A 17,022-nucleotide genomic window follows, 5' to 3' on the forward strand; every position below is an offset into this window, starting at 1 on the left:
GGGCAACGTCAGGCAGAGCGGCTTTGACGCGGAAGGCCGCGTCGTCAAGACCACGGTCTATGCAACGGCTATCACACCGGCGGATATGGCCGGCTTGCCGGCGGCCGCCAGCGTGGCGCAAATCCAGGCCAGGGTGCTTGCCGCCGCGGGCTCGGACCTGGTGGAGAACCGCGTCTACGACAGGGACGGCCGGCTCACGGCCACGGTCAACGCCCTGGGCGAGGTGGTCAAGTACGTGTATGACGCGGCCGGCAACGTCATTGAGCGCGTGGCCTATGCAAACCGTGTCGCGATGTCCGGTGGCAGCGCCTGGGTGGCTGGCACGACTCCCGCACCGGCCGCCGATGCCGCACACGATCAGCGCCTGCGCACCGTGTACGACCAGCTTGGCCGCGCCGTGCTCTCCGTCGACGGAACCGGCGCCGTCGTCAAGCAGGTCTACGACTCCAACGGCAATGTGCTGGAGCGGCTGGCTTACGCCAGGCCGATAGCGCCGGCAACCACTGCCACCGCTGCGGCCATCACGGCCGCAGTCGTGGCTTCCGGCAGCGATGTGCGCGTGCGCAATGTGTACGACCAGGCCAACCGGCTGGTGTACCGTGCCGACGGCGTCGGCGCCGTCACGCGTTTCGTCTACGACAGCAACGGCAACACCGTCAAGACCGTCCAGTACGCCACGGCCATCGCCGGCTCGGCCGCGCCGGCCAGCGTCACGGCCAGCGCCGCCGACCGCATCACCGTGTTCGCCTATGACAAGGCCAACCGCCAGACCTTCAGCGTCGACGCCCTGGGCGGCATCACACAATTGGTTTACGACAGGAATGGCAATGTGGCGCAACGCCTGAGCTACGCTGCGGCCATGACGGCGCCCACGGCAGCCGGCACGCCCAGCGCCCAGGCGATCCAGTCCGCGGTGGTCCCCGATGCCGCCAACGACCGCATCGAGCGCTTTGCCTACGACCTGGCCAACCGAAAAGTCTTTGACATTGATGCCAACGGCGCGGCCACCGAAACAACATTCGACGCTGCCGGCAACGCCGTGCAGCTCAAGCGCTATGCCGCGCTCGTCAATGTGTCGACCCTTGGCGCCACGGCCTCTGAAGCGGCGGTTCGCGCCTTGCTCGTGGCTGACGCGGCGAACGATCGCGTGGAAAAGCGCGTGTTCGACGCCAGCAACCGCCAGGTCTACGGTGTTGATGCCCTGGGCTATGTCCGCAAGACGGTGTACGACGGCACCGGCGCCATCAAGGGCGTGACTGAATACGCCCTGGCCATACCGGCGGCCACGGCCGGCACGGCCACCGCGATCGCAGGCGCCGTCGTTGCTTCGGCCGCGAATGACCGCAGCAGCAGCTTTGTCTATGACGCCGCGGGCCGCCTGACGGGCAGCACCGATGCGTTGGGTTTCACTGAATCCAATACCTACAACGGACTGGGTGAAAAGCTCAGCTTCACGAACAAGAAATCTGCGACCTGGACCTACGACTACGACGCGGGCGGTCGCCTCATCCAGGAAACCTCACCTCAGGTTTCCTTGACATCCGTGGTGGTGAATGCGGGCGGCAATCTCGAGGTCAATGAGACCGCCTCCGGCGCGGCAGGTGTTGTCACGCGCCTGGCATACGACGCGCTCGGCAACCTCGTTTCCCGCACTGAAGCTTTCGGGCGTGCGGAGCAGCGGCTAACCAGCTATGAATACGACGCCCTCGGCCGGCAGGTCAAGACGACCTACCCCGCGGTGGGCGTGTACAACGCCGCCACCGACAATCTCACGACCAACGGCGCGACAGGCTTGGCCACGCGTACTGAAACGCAGCAGACGCTGTTCAGCCAGGTCAGCTACGACATGCTGGGAAACGCCATCGCCAACCGCGACGTCGCCGGCAACTTCAGCTACAAGGCCTATGACAAGCTTGGCAATGTCAGCTATGAGGTCGACAGCCTGGGCTTTGTGACCGGCTACACACGCAATGTCATGGGCGAGGTCACCCGTCTGGTGCGCTTTGGATCGGCGACGACTTTGCCGAACGGCAACCCTGCAAGCCTGTCGGTGGCTCAGGTCGATGCCGCGGTCAACGGGGCAGGCGTCAACCACGGCATGGACCGCAACCTCCTGACCCAGTATGACCGTGTGGGGCGCGCTGTCCGGATCACCGAGCCGCAGACCTATGTCTACGACCCGGACGCCGCCAACGGCAGCCAGTATTTCATTGCGGGAAAAACCACCCGCAATACCTTTGACGCATTCGGCAACCTGATCCGCGTCGCCTTGCTGAAAAACCCGGCGACCGATACCTGGACATCCACCACCAACTATTTCGACAAGCGTGGCCAGCAAACCGCCAGCGTGGACGCCTTGGGCTACCTGACCACCCAGGCTTTCGACGCCGCTGGAAACCTCAGCGCGCACACCGAATTCGCCACGGCGATCGCGGGCTGGAACAGCGCATCTCCCGCCGCTGCCTCGCCGGCCGCCACTGGCAGCGCCGACGACCGGACCACGCTATACATCTTTGACCGGGGCAACCGCAAGACCTCGGAAGTCAGGGTGAACGTCGAGTACAGCGACAACAGCAATGCGACCAGCGTACGCGGCAACCTGAGTACGACCTACGGCTACGACAGCGTCGGCAACCTGACCCGCACGACTGACGCCGCCGGTGCCTCCACCTACAGCTACTATGACGCCATGGGCCGCGTCACGGCGATTGCGGCCCCTGCACGGGCAAGCACGGCCGACGGCAGCGTGTTGACCCCGTTGACGGTGTTTCGCCGCGATGCCTACGGCAACGTGGTCGTCAAGACCGACTTTGCCAAGGGTGCCAGCGCTGCCAGCGAGAGCGCTTACACCGCGGCAACGGCCGACGCAGCGGATCGCCAGACCATGGCATATTTCGACCGCTCGGGCCATGTGACCCAGCTCGCGGACGCACAAGGCTACAACCACTACAGCTCCTACGATGCGCATGGCAGCATCGCCAAGGAATGGCAAGCCGTCACGGGCAATGACGGTGTCACCAGAACACTGTTTCGGGCTTATCAATACGACAAGCTGGGCCGCCAGACCCACGTCATTGACCCGGCTTCCACCACCGTGCTGCAGGGTGGCCTCAATACGGTGCAGGTCGGCTCGGCCACCACGGTAGCGAATGAGGCGGGATCGCTGACGCTGGCGGGCAGCAACAGTGTTTCCCTGACGTGGTCCAGCTTGGTCAATGCTGCGGGCGGCTTGGTGCGCGTCCAGGTCGACTACCAGACGCTGTCGACCTACAGCCCGGTCGGCTCCAACGAGTCCGGCATTATCTATGGCGGCACGCCCAGCCACGCGGCGAGCCAGGTACAGGATTTCGGCGCCGCTGCCGCGAGTGGCGGCGTTACGTTAGGCTGGGGAAATGCCAGCGCAACAGACGGCGGCATTTCACAGCTCAGCTACATACGTATCTGGCAGCAGGATGCTGGTGGCAACTGGATCGCCAAATGGGAAGGCAGCGCCGCGCAGGCGACCGGCTCCGGCATCACCACCGTCAGCCAGGCGCAAGCCGGCGTGGTGGACACCGCGGTCGAGTACAACGCCTTCGGCGAGATGACGCGCAAGGGCGTCAATGGCGGGCGGCAGGAGTATTTCGACTATGACAACGCCGGCCACATCTGGCGGACTAACGGCGGCGATGGCGTCGACAAGGTCGCGCTCTACGATCTGCAGGGACACCAGACGGCGGACATCCGCAGCGCCGGCTCAGGCCGGGCCAATACCAACCTGCTGGCTTTCACCAGCGCAGACCAGGTTGCTGCGCTGACCGACGTGCGCCGCACCGACATGCGCTACGACGCGATCGGCCATCTGACACAGCAGCTGCAGCCCGAGCGCCTGCAGACGCAAGGCGGAGTGCTGGTGCGCCAGAACGCCACCCACGCTTATGTTTCCTCGTCTTCAAGCATCATCGGGCGCGACGAATCCGGCAACATCCTGGGCTGGACCGGCACCAATAGCGTGTCCTTGAGCTGGACCAGCCTCGCAAGCCTGGGCAGCGGCGACGTCAAGGTGGTCATGGACTACGTGACGCCGATCTATACCAATTTTGTGGGTGCCACCATCATTGGCACCGACGAAGCCGGCCAGCCGATCTATGCCAGGGACGAAGCCGGAAACATCATCGGAACGGTTGTGCAAGCCGGCGGCGCCGCGGGTAGCCGCAGCCAGATACTGACCGCCGAGCAAGGCGCCAGCGGCGTCACCATGAGTTGGCAAGATCCTGCCGGCACCATTAACGGCGGCCTTGGCAGCGTAACGCGCCTGCGTCTCTATAAGAAAGACCTGCAGGGCAACTGGCAGCAAATCAGCGACCAGACCAGCTTGGGCTATAGCGGCAACACCATTGAAGTGGCCGTGCCCACCGACCCCGGGACCGACATCCAGCTGCAGCTGCGCCCTGCGGGCACCGCCGGAAGCGGCGGCTGGAGCAACGTAGCCCTGACCAATTTCGGCGACGCGTTGCGCTTTGACGCGTCCGCACTCGGTATAGGCAACTATGAATACCGGGTGCTGACCACGCCGCCCGGTGCCGCGACGCGGACCACGGCGACCGGCAACCTGTCGATGGCGATGCCGGCCCTGTCAACCATCAGCGCGCCGCTGGGCTTTGTCCAGACCGGCGTTTACGGCTGGGCAAGCCCGGGCGCAGGCGTCGAACAGGTCTTGCGCGTCAGGCCGGCCGGCAGCACTGGTGCCTGGCAGGTCCGTACGGTGGCTCCGCGCGGCGGTGGCTACGATGGCGCCGACGTGAGCAACCTGGGCGCGGGCACCTACGAGTACGAACTGCTCTGGATACACGCCGGGGAGGGAGCTCCCTACGCGCACGCCACCGGCCAGATCGCGGTCGTCGCGCCCTACGTCCAGACCCAGTGGATCACCCCGGCCAATCCGGCCAACTACATCACCGGGTACACGAACGCCCAGTACAGCGCGCCGGTCATGGTGCAAACGGTCACCTACAACGAATCCGGCCAACCCGTCTACACCACGGTGCTGGGTGCCAATTACCAGTGGAGCGGTAATGTCGTTGTCGGCGTTCCTTACCCCGTGTGGACGCTGACCAGCTACACCACGGCGTACTACACCGTGCAGGTGCCGACGCAAGGGCCACCCATCATCATCGGGTACGACGAAAGCATGCAGCCGATTTATGCGCGCGATGAATCCGGCAACATCATCTACCAGACGATTTACGTTCCCACGACTTACAGCTACCAGGCGCCGGTGTATTCGAACGTGTGGTATTTGCCGCCGGACCCGGCTCAGTACATGACGGTCCCGAGCAAGCCTATTTACGGCCCGCCCATCGCGTACCAGGTCGTTGTCGGATACGACGAAAGCACCGGTTACATCTACGGCACGCAACTGGCCGAGCATTACCAGTGGAGCGGCAATGTGGTGGTCGCCGTACCGTATTCGGTCTCTACCTATATCCCGACGCAGTATTACGCCAGCAATACGACGGCAGCGGGCAGCAGCTCGGTCAGCCAGAGTGCTGGTGCCCAGCTGGGGCAAACCGCCGTCCAGAACGGAGACAGCCAGTGGGTTCGCCCGGTCATCAACCAGAAGACCGACCGCTGGGGCAACGTGCTGGAGATCAACGACCCGCGCTCCGCGAACTGGAAAACCAGCTATCGCTACAACGCCAGCAATGAGCTGATCCAGCAGATCCAGCCCGACAGCGGCGGCAACCAGGGCGCAGGCAGCCCGGTGACCAATATCTACTACGACCGCATGGGCCGCCAGGTTGCCCTGAAAGATGCGAACGGCAACGTCAACGGCCAGGTATTTGATGCCGCCGGCAATCTGGTGCAAGACATCCACGCGGACGCCGCCGTATCCAGTTACCGCTACGACGCCTTCGGCAACCGCGTCAAGGCCACCGACGCGCGCGGTTTTGTCACCACCTTTAACTACGACAAACTCAACCGCCTGCTCAGCACCGTGCGCCCGGCTGTGGGCATCTACAGTGTCAACAGCGCTAATTCCGCTTACTACATCGGCACCGGCGCCATTGTGGAGTCCAGCACTTGGGACCAGGCCGGCAACAAGCTGACCGACACCAACGGCAACGGCGAGACCCTGAGCTACACCTACGACCTGCGCGGCAACGTGGTGGCCACCCGCCAGCCGCTGGGCCAGACGGTGCGCGCTACCTTCGACCTGCAGGGACGCAAATCCGGCGAGGTCGACGCCAACGGCTACACCAGCACCTGGAGCTACGATTACTTCGGCCGGCTGTACAGCCACACCGACCTGGGCGGCGCGAAATACAGCTACAGCTACGACAACGCGCGCCAGCTGACTTCGCAGACCAATACCCGTGGCCAGAGCCTGGGCTACATCTACGACGCCGCCGGACAGCTCACCCGCATCACCGACTACGCGCTCGGCAAGGTCACCAGCTACGCCTGGGACCTGGCCGGCCATCAGTTGCGCGAGCAGATGTCGCAGAACGGCACCGTCTACCAGGACAACCACATGGCGTACGACGCCCTGGGCCGCCTGCGCTGGGTGAATGACACCCATGCCTACATCAACATCGACTACGACAAGATGGGCAACCGCACGCACATCCAGACGCACGTCATCAACGGTGACACGGCCAACGACAGCAGCCGCTACTTCCAGTACGACGCGATGAACCGCCAGACCGTGGTGGACGCGGTGGACGCCGCGGGCAATCTCGGCGCCCAGGGCCACCGTATCACCTATGACGGCAGCGGCAACCGCACCAGCGACACCTATTACGGAAACCGGGTCAATGCCGTGCAGGTGGTCGACCACTACAACAGCGTCAGCACCGGCATTCCGGTCTGGGTCCTCAATGAATCCGGCCAGCCGGCCCTGGACGAGTCGGGCAACCCCATCCCCGCACGGGACGAATCTGGAAACATCATCTACCAGACCCAGCAGGTCCCCGTATACCGCACAGACTACGCCGCGGGCCAGGGCCAGACGACGGAGGCCTATGCCTACGACGGGCTGAACCGCCTGACCGGCGTCGTGCGCGACGGCGTGCAGCTGGACTACCGCTTCTATGACGGCGCCAACCGCAGTGTGCAGACCGGCCCGGCGGGCCACCTGCCGGTCGGTTACATCAACGCGCTCAACGGCGGCGCGTCCGGCGCCAGCGGCACCGAAACGCGCATCAACCGTTTCGACGCCAATGGCCGCCTGGTGCATCAGCGCGTGTTCAAGAGCGACGACAGCGCCAAGTACGAGATCGACTACAGCAGCTACGACGCGGCCGGCAACCTGCAAAGCTACACGCTGCAAAACTACGATGGCACGGCCTACACCAACTACTACAGCTACAGCCAGGCGCGTTACGAGGGCTACAAGGAAGCCAGCGTCTACGGCAGCAGCAGCTACTTCCAGCCGGGTACTACCACCAGCTACTACGATGTCAACGGCAACCTGTCCGCCATCACAGACAGCACCAACGGCGCCGCCAACCGCAGCTTCATCAACGACGCAGCCGGCAAGGCCCTGTACACCAACCAGAACGGCCAGGTCCAGCGCCAGCTGATCGTTGGCGGTGAAGTGCTGGGCCGCTACGGCAACGCCGCCGGCGGCGTTAACGTGGCTGACTTCAACTTCGGGTACCAGCCCATCAACGGAAACTACCCGTCGGCCAGCCCGGGCATCTACATCGTGGCACCGGGCGACACGCTGCAAAGCATCGCCAAGGGGGCCTTCGGCGACAGCGCCCTGTGGTACCGCATCGCAGAGGCCAACGGCTTGTCGGGCGACAACGACCTCAAGGTCGGCCAGACCCTGACCATCCCCAACCGCGTGGGGACGCTGAGCAACAACTTCAATACCTTCAAGCCCTACGACCCGAGCGCGATCGTGGGTGACACCACGCCCAACCTGCCCACGCCACCGCCGCCTGCGCAGGATGATGGTGGCTGTGGTGGACTTGGTGCCATTATTGTGGTGATTGTGGTCATCGTGGTAGCGGCAGTGACGCAACAGTACTACCTCATGAACTATGCCGTTCCCGAGGGTGTTGCTTACAGCGCTGCCGCCATAGAAGGAGGCACTGTTACCTTGTCATCTGCTGCCACATATGGGGCGGCAGATATGGCAATCGCCGGCGCTATCGGGGGTGCTGCGGGATCCATAGCAGGGCAACTTGTTGGCAACGCTCTGGGTATTCAGGACGGATTTAGCTGGAAACAGGTCGCAATGGGAGCCATCAGTGGTGGGGTCGCCGGTGGCCTCTCAAACGTGGCTCCTTTGGGCGGACAGGCTAGCAGTCTGGGCAATACCATCGCGCGTGCTGCCTTGAGCAACGCGCTGACGCAGGGGATTGGCGTCGTGACGGGCCTGCAAGACCATTTTGACTGGCGTGGAGTAGCGGCCAGCGCCGTCGGCGCGGGTGTTGGCAACATTGTTGGAGGTGCGCTGGGCAAAACGGATATCAGCCCCTTTGCCGCAAGAGCCATTACCGGCCTAGCCGCGGGTACCGCCACCGCCATCGCCCGGGGCGGCAGGATCGCTGTGCAGCAGATTGCCGCTGATGCGTTTGGCAATGCGTTGGGTAACTCCTTCGTCGATGCTATGCAGCCTACGCAAGGGGGGGGAGCCTACTCGGCGGGGGACTATACGAATGAGATGGATCGGGCAAGCGACAGTTACAACCCAGCCCATGCAGGTGACTATGTCAACGAGATGGACCGGGCTAGCGATAGCTATAACCCTGCGAGCGAGTACGGCTATCGCAATGGATCTGATATTCAGAGCGATGGTGATGGGTACACGGGCGGGCAGGATTGGGCCATCGATCTGGCTGAACGTCGTGCAGCAAGACTAGGCTGGGCCAACTCTTCGACAGCAATAAGAGCGCCTTCCACGCTACGCACGTATACCGTGCGTGAGGGCGATAACCCGGCAAGCATCGGGCGCGCCTTCTTTGGTGACGAACGCGCTGGAGCCCTGATTTTGGCTGACAACGGCCTGAGCGCGTCTGCAAAAGGGGCGCGTAGCTTGCAGATTGGCACAGTACTGACGCTGCGCGATGACATCAGTGCTAGCAGCTTGCGCATTGGAGGGAAATTGATCAGCATGGACTCGGCAATCCGTGCAGAGCAAGCAGAGGCAAGCGCGCAAGCGGCGACCGATAGTTCTGGTTTGTCATGCACGCCAACCAATCCGTATGGAATTGCAACGCCAAGCACGCCACAAGAAGTGGCCGCTTTGATGCGAAGCATGCCGCGCCCGTCGGTGCTAGATCAGTTTAGTGCGGCTGCGCTGAATCAGTATGACGGGCGGGTCATGAAGGCGTGGGATGGCAAGCAGACGGTAGAGATGTCTGCTGGCGATCTAGCCAGAATGAACTCGTTTGGGATGCAAGCAGGGCAGAACTTGGCGGTGTCGTTGGTTGGCGCGGCGCAGTTTTCTCCACCGGGTTTGACGGTAAACACTTTCTTTGCGTCCTTGAATGGGACCACCAATGCCTTGCAAGGGAACTATACGGACGCTGCTTGGAATGGGGCCGAGGTTGTGTTGAACGTTGCAGCCGTTGGTGGCGCAAATAAGGTGGCTTCGCTATTTCGTTCAGAGCTCAATACTGAATTGAACGCAGTGATCCGTTCTGGGCTTGCCAGGGACTTGCCGAGCATGGCAGCGATGGATGGGATTTCGCCTTCCTTTGGGGCGAATATGGGGGGCGCAAGTTTCAGGAGTGAGGCGAAACTCATTGAGCACTTTGAAAAGCATGGATCAGAGTTTCTCTCCCGCAACACTTCCCGCATCGGCAATGCTGACGACTATCTGAGAGTCGGGCAGGACATAATGCAAAACGGACAACAAGTTAGCTATTTCTATGAGCCAGCGAACGAAGTGAGAACGGGCTACGTCTCATTTATGAGAAACCGGCAGAAGACTGGCGAGTCATTGTTCGGATTTGTTGGGACGGATGCGGATGGGTTCATTACTACAATTCATACCAAGCCACGGACAGAGTTATTTGATTTGCTTGGTGATAGCTCTCAGAGCAAGCTCAAGGCCTTTCGTACTGATACTGTGGGGCCATTGCCGCAAAATGGTTGGAAATTCCCATATACAAAATAATCAAATATATTTATGAAGGCTACGACCGTGCAAATGGTTCGACTTGAAAAACTAAGTGAAATTGTTGATGAAGAAGTGATTCTTCGCATTGGCGATTGCGAACTCGTTTGCTTTGCCGGTGGGCGTTTGCGTAACTTAGTCGAGGGTGTCAGCTACCCAGTTAAATTGAGCTTGCTGATATTGAATGACTATCACGTTGAAGAGATAGAAGATGAGTCCGAGCAAAGTGTCATAAGGCAAGGAAGCGCTTACTCTTACAAGATAAAAGGCAGACTTTTTGAAGGGCGCTTGCATGCTTGCGGGTTTGTATTTGAAGACGGCGCCTTTGATTCAGACTACGGCTACCTTGAAGGCAAGATGATATCCATGGACGTTGACAGAATAGACGCCCAATTTTTGCCCATAAAGGCACTTGCGTGAGTGCTGGTTGTTGAATTCCGTCGAAACTGGCCGACTTATGAAAAGTACCCATGGACTGGACCAGAGAGAGTAGGAACTAAGCGGCTAGCAGGACGAGTTACCATTCGAATTCGCTCGATGAACGGTAAGCCAGTGCCAATGAAGGCACTTCGCGTTTTAGGCATCTTCAATGAACCCTTGCAATCGGGTAGTTACGTTGGCAGAGGCCTCGTAGCCCGCAATATAGACTCCTCGGCCTTAGGTGTCTTATGCCCAGGCAGTGCGTCTGGTGAAGGCAGACTGTCTGAGCATCAATTGGGAGAACAATTCGACCGCTGGGGTGAGAATTTAGTTCCAGCCGCTATAGCTGGCCTTCGTCGTATCGAGTACGGTATCTACAGAGGCTAGGGGTGCGGGCGGGATTTCTTGCAAGGCGGTGCGCATCAGTGCTCCCAGCATCGATATACCACTGGCGCTGGCAGCGCTAAGCTCTGTGTTCGAGGGCCGATGACTATCGTCGGGTTGCATTCACCTCACGGCTCGCTCGGTAGCCTGACCCCGAGCGAGCTCGGGCGTAGAAGGTCGGCTTAACCAGAAGAAGTGACTAGTCTCCCGTTATGAACTGTCCGATTTAAGGGGCACGTGACGGCGGCTTAGTTCCGGTGAACCTTGCGCTCCAGCCCAAGGGGTTCACCCCATAGTCAAATCAAATCTCGACGAAATTCAATATGGAGCTGTTTCAACAGGGTTTTTAGGTATGGCGAGCGTCTCCTTTTTGCGGTACCGGCTATGAAATTTATAGCAAAAACATGTACCTCATGCTACGGGATGTAGCCGGGAACTATCATGAAAAGCTAAAGGAACCTAGGCATCCTGCAGCCTCTTTTTTATGGGCGTGAGGGTTGCAAATGATTGCGCTGCAAATCGGAGCTGGCGAAGTCAGTGGGGCAGAATTGGAGTGGGCGCGGGTTGTGCGATCACAGACACCGCGGATGCGGCTTTACCCAATTTCCCAAGCGGATACCCATCAAAAATAATATGCACGCGCGGCGTACCCGATGGGTTCGCGGCCCTGTGCATCACCTTGTTGTCAAAGAACCAGAGCTCCCCGGGCTTCACATTGAAGCGGTTGTTGCCTGACTCCAGTACATTGCACTCGCCGCAGCTGAGCACCAAGTGGTAGCGGTCTCTTCCCTCAAGAGACTCTTCGTCATCGTAGTGCCGGTAAACCTGGTGGTGAGCCGGTAGCTTGACCAACACAACGCGGCCCAGGGCCAGGCCCAGTTCCTGCGCCAAAGAGGTCACGAGCGCATTGGTTTTGGGGTATTTTCTGGAGAAAGCGGTTTCCTCGCTCTCATGGACGCCATTGGCGGGCAGGTAATCGCGTTCATGCTTCTTTCTGTTCCTGACCACAATGGATTGCGTGTGCCTGTGGTGATCAAGAGCCTCCTGCCTGTGGGTGTGAACGCCCCACCAGTAAGGCGCAATGCCTTTCACCTCCGCGGCAATTTCGCGCACATCCACGGTCTTCTGGAACACAAGGTACTTTTGTTCGCCAGCGTCTGCGGGCGGCATGGACTGCATCACGCGGGACAGGCTCCTTAACTGGCGAAAGATGCCCGCCCGTTTCCACAGGGAAAGCTCTTTTCTTTGCAGCCCCATCCGTAAAACCTCCCGCAGGCTTTCGAAATCTGATGATGTCCAGTGCGCCAGGGTGTTTAGCTGAAGCTCGCCGCCGCGGTAAAGCGTGGCCGCTGCGGCCAAGGCATCATGCAGGACTCCGGCATAGAGTTCCTCATGGTCTTTTTTCTGGGCACTCCACAACATCTCCAGATGCCCCCGCATGAAAAAAGGGTCCTGGTCCAGCAGGGTTGCCACATTCCTCAACAGCTCCGGCTCAAAAAGACTCTGGCAAAGAAGGTCTTCAAAAATGCCGCGGGAACAGTTTGCTTTTTGCATGGCAACTCAAGTGTTTTGTGTGAGAAATGGATAAGGCTCGCCTCTGCTTTGTTGTGCGAGCCTGCGCGGGATGATGGTTTAAGTATATTCACGCCACGCGCCGTTGCCGGTGTTTTTGCACTGGAGATTGGCACCGAATCTCGAGGTGAAAAAATGTTGGAAAAGCTTCTGCTGGACACTGCGGCAAATGTTCTTTGGGAAGTTGAGCGCAGTCCGGCAGGCGCTGTAGGCTCTTCCCGCTTTTTGCCCACCGCGTGTCGCGTGGAGGGCGCGTGTGTATGTGAAGCCGCACGCACAACTGCGTCTGACAAAAGAAAAAGCCGGATCGGTCTGAAACCGTCCGGCTTTTCGGGATGTGGTGCCCGGGGCCGGAATCGAACCGGCACGCCTTGCGGCGGGGGATTTTGAGTCCCCTGCGTCTACCAATTTCACCACCCGGGCTGCGAGGAGCGAAGCCTCAAATTATGGCACAGTGTGGCCATGAACTATCCAACCATTGAAGACGCGATTGGCAAAACGCCTCTGGTCGCGCTGCAACGCATTTACGCCGTCGAAAACGCCGCCCGCGGCAACGTCATCCTGGGCAAGCTCGAAGGAAACAACCCCGCAGGTTCCGTGAAAGACCGCCCGGCGCTGTCGATGATCAAGCGCGCGGAAGAGCGCGGCGACATCAAACCCGGCGACACGCTGATTGAAGCCACTTCCGGCAACACGGGCATTGCACTGGCCATGGCCGCGGCGATCAAGGGCTACAAGATGGTCCTGATCATGCCGGAGGACCTGAGCATCGAACGCGCCCAGACCATGAAGGCTTTTGGCGCCGAATTGATCCTGACACCGAAAAGCGCCGGGATTGAATATTCCCGCGACCTGGCCGACCAGATGCAAAAAGAAGGCAAGGGCCGGGTGCTGGACCAGTTCGCCAATCCGGACAATCCGCGCATCCATTACGAGACCACCGGCCCTGAAATATGGACAGATACGTCAGGCAAAGTGACACATTTTGTCAGTGCAATGGGCACAACCGGCACGATTACCGGTGTTTCCCGCTATCTGAAAGAGAAAAACCCGGCGATCAAGGTCATCGGCGCCCAGCCCAGCGAGGGCTCGCGCATTCCCGGCATACGCAAATGGCCACAAGAGTACTTGCCCAAGATCTACGACCCCCGCCAGGTCGATGAACTGGTACTGGTGAGCCAGGCTGACGCTGAGGACATGTGCCGGCGCATGGCGCGGGAAGAGGGCATTTTTGCCGGCATCTCGGCGGCCGGAGCCTGCTGGGTGGCACAGGAAATCGCCAAAACCGTGAAAGACGCCGTGATTGTCTTTGTCGTTTGTGACCGCGGCGACCGCTATCTGTCTACCGGCGTATTTCCGGCTTGAGCCATTTTTTTGAGATCAAAATGGGCTTTGACCCATATGTGACGAGCGCAAGCAGCTATTAAAACGATAGCGGGCTTCTTTCCTCAATATCCTCTTTTCTCTTCCTTTTTTCACCATGACCCACGAATTCAGGTTTTGCCCCAACTGCGCGACGCCGCTGGCCATGGTGTCGCAGATGGAAGACGGCGGCGAGAAGGCCCGGCTGCGTTGCCCGGCCTGCGGCTATACCCACTGGAACAACCCTACGCCCGTGCTGGCAGCCGTGATTGAGTACAACGGCCAGGTTTTGCTGGCCCGCAATGCCGCCTGGCCCGGCAAGATGTACGCGCTCATCACGGGTTTCATGGAAGCCGGGGAAACGCCACAAGGCGGCATAGCCCGTGAAATCAAGGAAGAAACCAGCCTGGACGCCACCTCGCTGGACCTGATCGGCGTCTATGACTTCCAGCGCATGAACCAGATCATCATTGCCTACCATGCGGTCTGCACGGGGGAGGTCAGCCTGTCGCCAGAACTGGTGGACTACCGGCTCTACGACCTGGACAAGCTCAAATGCTGGCCTGCGGGCACAGGTTACGCGCTGGCCGACTGGCTGCGTACGCGCGGCCATGAGCCTGAGTTTGTGGATTGGGCTACCGTGCTGAGCAAAGTGGAACCGGACGGCGACAGCAAGGCCGGGTAAAACCGGATATTGCCGGGCAGAAGGGGCTTTGCGCTTTGCTTAAAATCGCGGCAACCCAAGGATTTTCATGAACATCGACAAAGAACTCGACACCCGCGGCCTCAATTGCCCGCTGCCCATCCTGAAAGCCAAAAAAGCGCTGACGGAAATGCTCAGCGGCCAGCTGCTGCGTGTGGTGTCAACCGACGCCGGCTCTACCCGTGATTTCCAGGCATTTGCCAAACAAACCGGCAACGAACTGGTCGAGCAACAGGTTGCCGGTAGTGACTTTATTCACGTTTTAAAGCGGCGCTGATTCTGTAACAGGCTGTTATCAGGCCACCTGTTTGCGACGTTCACGGCCCGACCAGCCAATTTGCAGGTTGTCCAGGTAATTCCGGAAATACACGCCCACTTCAGGGTGCTCCAGCGCCAGCTCTACGGTTGCTTCCAGGAAACCTTCCTTACTCCCGCAGTCATAGCGTTTGCCTTCGTATTGGAAGGCATACACGCTCTCCTGGCCCAGCAGGCTTGATATGCCGTCGGTGAGCTGCAGCTCGCCACCCACGCCGGAAGTCTGCTTTCGGATGTGCTCAAAAATCGCGGGCGTCAGGATGTAGCGTCCGGCCACACCCATGCGTGAAGGTGCCACTTCCGGCGCCGGTTTTTCGACAATCCTTTTGACTTTCATCAGGCCGGTGCTGGCGCCTTCCGTGGCTACGATGCCGTAACGGCGGGTTTGATCGAGGGGGACCTCTTGCACCGCCAAAATGGATTGCTGGACCTCGGCAAATTGCGCCGCCATCTGGGCCAGCACCGGCTGGCCGCCTTTCGGGCCGACCATCAAGTCGTCGGCCAGCAACACGGCAAAAGCCTCCTGGCCCACCAGGTGCTCGGCGCAGAGCACTGCATGGCCCAAACCCAGGGACCGGGGCTGGCGCACATAAGAAAAATTCATGTCGTCCGGCTGGACTGAGCGCACCAGCGATAGCAGTGCGTGCTTTTGGGCTACTTCAAGTTCGTTCTCTAGTTCATAAGCAGTATCGAAGTGATCTTCGATGGCCCGTTTATTGCGTCCAGTAACAAAAATCATGTGTCGGATGCCTGCGGCGTAGGCTTCTTCCACTGCGTATTGGATCAACGGTTTGTCCACCACAGGGAGCATTTCCTTGGGTTGGGCCTTGGTGGCTGGCAGAAAACGGGTGCCGAGACCAGCAACCGGGAAAACGGCTTTATTTAATGTAAATTTTTGCATCGACTTTGACCGAATAAAAGCCTAAAGTGTTGCGTTGTTGGTACAGCGCGTGGGTCGGACAAATGCCCGAATCTGCGTGAGCACAGCACGCAATCGAGAGTTTGCAGGAAAAAGGATTGACTGAGTGGACATCTTACTTCTTGATGCGTTAGTGCCCGAAGCAATGGCCTGGCTTGAAACCCGGCATGGCGTCGCCTACCATCCAGAGCTTGCCGACGATCTGACATCGCTGCGCAAGATCGCGTACAAAACCAAAGGCATTGTTTTTCCGCGCCAGACTGTGGTCACGCGCGAGTTCCTCGATTTCCTGCCCAGGCTCAAGGCCATCGGGCGCCTGCACGTAGGAACCGACAACACCGACCTGGAGGCCTGCAAGGAGCGCGACATCAAGGTCGTGCATGCCAGCAGCGCCAACGTCCGCTCCAACGCAGAATATCTTTTGAGCAGCCTGTTGTTGCTGTACCGTCGCGGCCTTGTCTCGGCCTTGATGGGACGCCGCCATCCCACGACGCAAATGGGGCGCGAGCTTCATGGCAGCACCGTGGGCATTCTGGGCCTGGCCCCGACGGCGCACACGCTGGCCGGCATGCTGAGCGGGCTCGGCGTGCGGCTTGTTGGCTATGACCCGGCGGTTCATCACACCGCGCCCATTTGGGAGCGCCTGCGCATACAGCCTGTTTCGCTGTCCGAGCTGGTCAGCCAGTCTGATGCGGTGTCAGTGCAGATGCTGTACGCCACCCGGTTCCGGGGTTTCGTGAACGACAAACTGCTGGCGGGCTGCAAGCGCAGCCAGTTGTGGGTTGGCATCAGCCGCAGTGAATTGTTTGATGAAGGCGCATTGGCCGCTGCGCTGTGCGACGGCCGGATTGAGGCCTGCATCCTGGACGGCGCTGAAGCAAGTTTCCTGGGTGACACCTCACCGCTCAAAGGGTTGAAGAACCTGTTTGTTACGCCACGCCTGGGCTCCCACACACGCGAGGCACGCCTGCGCTCGAGCTGGTATGTAGCCCACCGTATGCATGAAGCTCTGGGCACGCAGCACAGCGGCATGGACCAGTTGACCAGCACTCCCATGGGCCTGGAGCCAGGCAGTGTCCCGCCGTCGCAGTGGTCTGAACCTGAATTCATGATCAGATAGATGTTGGCCCCCACGTTCGCTCACTTCGTGTAGCTCTCTGCCCCCCGAGGGGTGCTGCGCCTGCGGTCTGGCAAAGCCAGTCCCGCGGCCCCTGCTGGTGAAGAACCATCCAT

At 60.2% G+C, this 17,022-nt stretch carries 8 protein-coding genes and 1 tRNA gene; 6 read left to right on the forward strand and 3 right to left on the reverse strand.

Features of this window, described 5'->3' with window-relative positions; genetic code table 11:
- Nucleotides 1-85 precede the first annotated feature (85 nt).
- Both AC1DWQ_RS20135 and AC1DWQ_RS20140 read left to right on the forward strand, forming a co-directional pair.
- Entirely contained in the window at nt 86-10,114 is a 10,029-nt protein-coding gene (locus AC1DWQ_RS20135; protein WP_477671231.1) for a LysM peptidoglycan-binding domain-containing protein, read from the forward strand.
- A gap of 12 nt (nt 10,115-10,126) precedes the next feature.
- A complete protein-coding gene (locus AC1DWQ_RS20140) occupies nt 10,127-10,534 on the forward strand; it encodes a hypothetical protein (protein WP_477671232.1) in 408 nt (135 codons plus the stop codon).
- Between the two features lie 918 nt (nt 10,535-11,452).
- On the opposite strand, the gene AC1DWQ_RS20145 is transcribed toward AC1DWQ_RS20140, so the two are convergent.
- Both AC1DWQ_RS20145 and AC1DWQ_RS20150 read right to left on the reverse strand, forming a co-directional pair.
- Nucleotides 11,453-12,472 (reverse strand): aspartyl/asparaginyl beta-hydroxylase domain-containing protein, encoded by a 1,020-nt coding sequence (locus AC1DWQ_RS20145; RefSeq protein ID WP_477671233.1) that lies wholly within the window; start codon nt 12,470-12,472, stop codon nt 11,453-11,455.
- Nucleotides 12,473-12,828: 356 nt separating this feature from the next.
- Nucleotides 12,829-12,913: transfer RNA gene (locus AC1DWQ_RS20150), tRNA-Leu, on the reverse strand.
- Between the two features lie 39 nt (nt 12,914-12,952).
- Between AC1DWQ_RS20150 and cysM the strand changes: the two genes are divergently transcribed.
- From cysM to AC1DWQ_RS20165, 3 genes are all read left to right on the forward strand, one after another.
- The gene (gene cysM / locus AC1DWQ_RS20155; RefSeq protein ID WP_477671234.1) at nt 12,953-13,855 is read left to right on the forward strand and encodes a cysteine synthase CysM; all 903 of its coding nucleotides are present in this window, start codon (nt 12,953-12,955) and stop codon (nt 13,853-13,855) included.
- Between the two features lie 115 nt (nt 13,856-13,970).
- Nucleotides 13,971-14,537 carry an NUDIX hydrolase gene (locus tag AC1DWQ_RS20160; RefSeq protein WP_477671235.1) on the forward strand — a complete coding sequence of 189 codons (567 nt, stop codon included), beginning with the start codon at nt 13,971-13,973 and terminating at the stop codon, nt 14,535-14,537.
- Nucleotides 14,538-14,604: 67 nt separating this feature from the next.
- Nucleotides 14,605-14,832 (forward strand): sulfurtransferase TusA family protein, encoded by a 228-nt coding sequence (locus AC1DWQ_RS20165; RefSeq protein WP_007867181.1) that lies wholly within the window; start codon nt 14,605-14,607, stop codon nt 14,830-14,832.
- An 18-nt stretch (nt 14,833-14,850) separates the two neighbouring features.
- Here the strand turns inward: AC1DWQ_RS20165 and galU are convergent, their stop codons facing one another.
- Entirely contained in the window at nt 14,851-15,771 is a 921-nt protein-coding gene (gene galU / locus AC1DWQ_RS20170; protein WP_477671236.1) for a UTP--glucose-1-phosphate uridylyltransferase GalU, read from the reverse strand.
- A gap of 124 nt (nt 15,772-15,895) precedes the next feature.
- Between galU and AC1DWQ_RS20175 the strand changes: the two genes are divergently transcribed.
- Entirely contained in the window at nt 15,896-16,909 is a 1,014-nt protein-coding gene (locus AC1DWQ_RS20175) for an NAD(P)-dependent oxidoreductase (RefSeq protein ID WP_477671237.1), read from the forward strand.
- Nucleotides 16,910-17,022 lie beyond the last annotated feature (113 nt).

The organism is Polaromonas sp. P2_G11 (genome assembly GCF_056403595.1).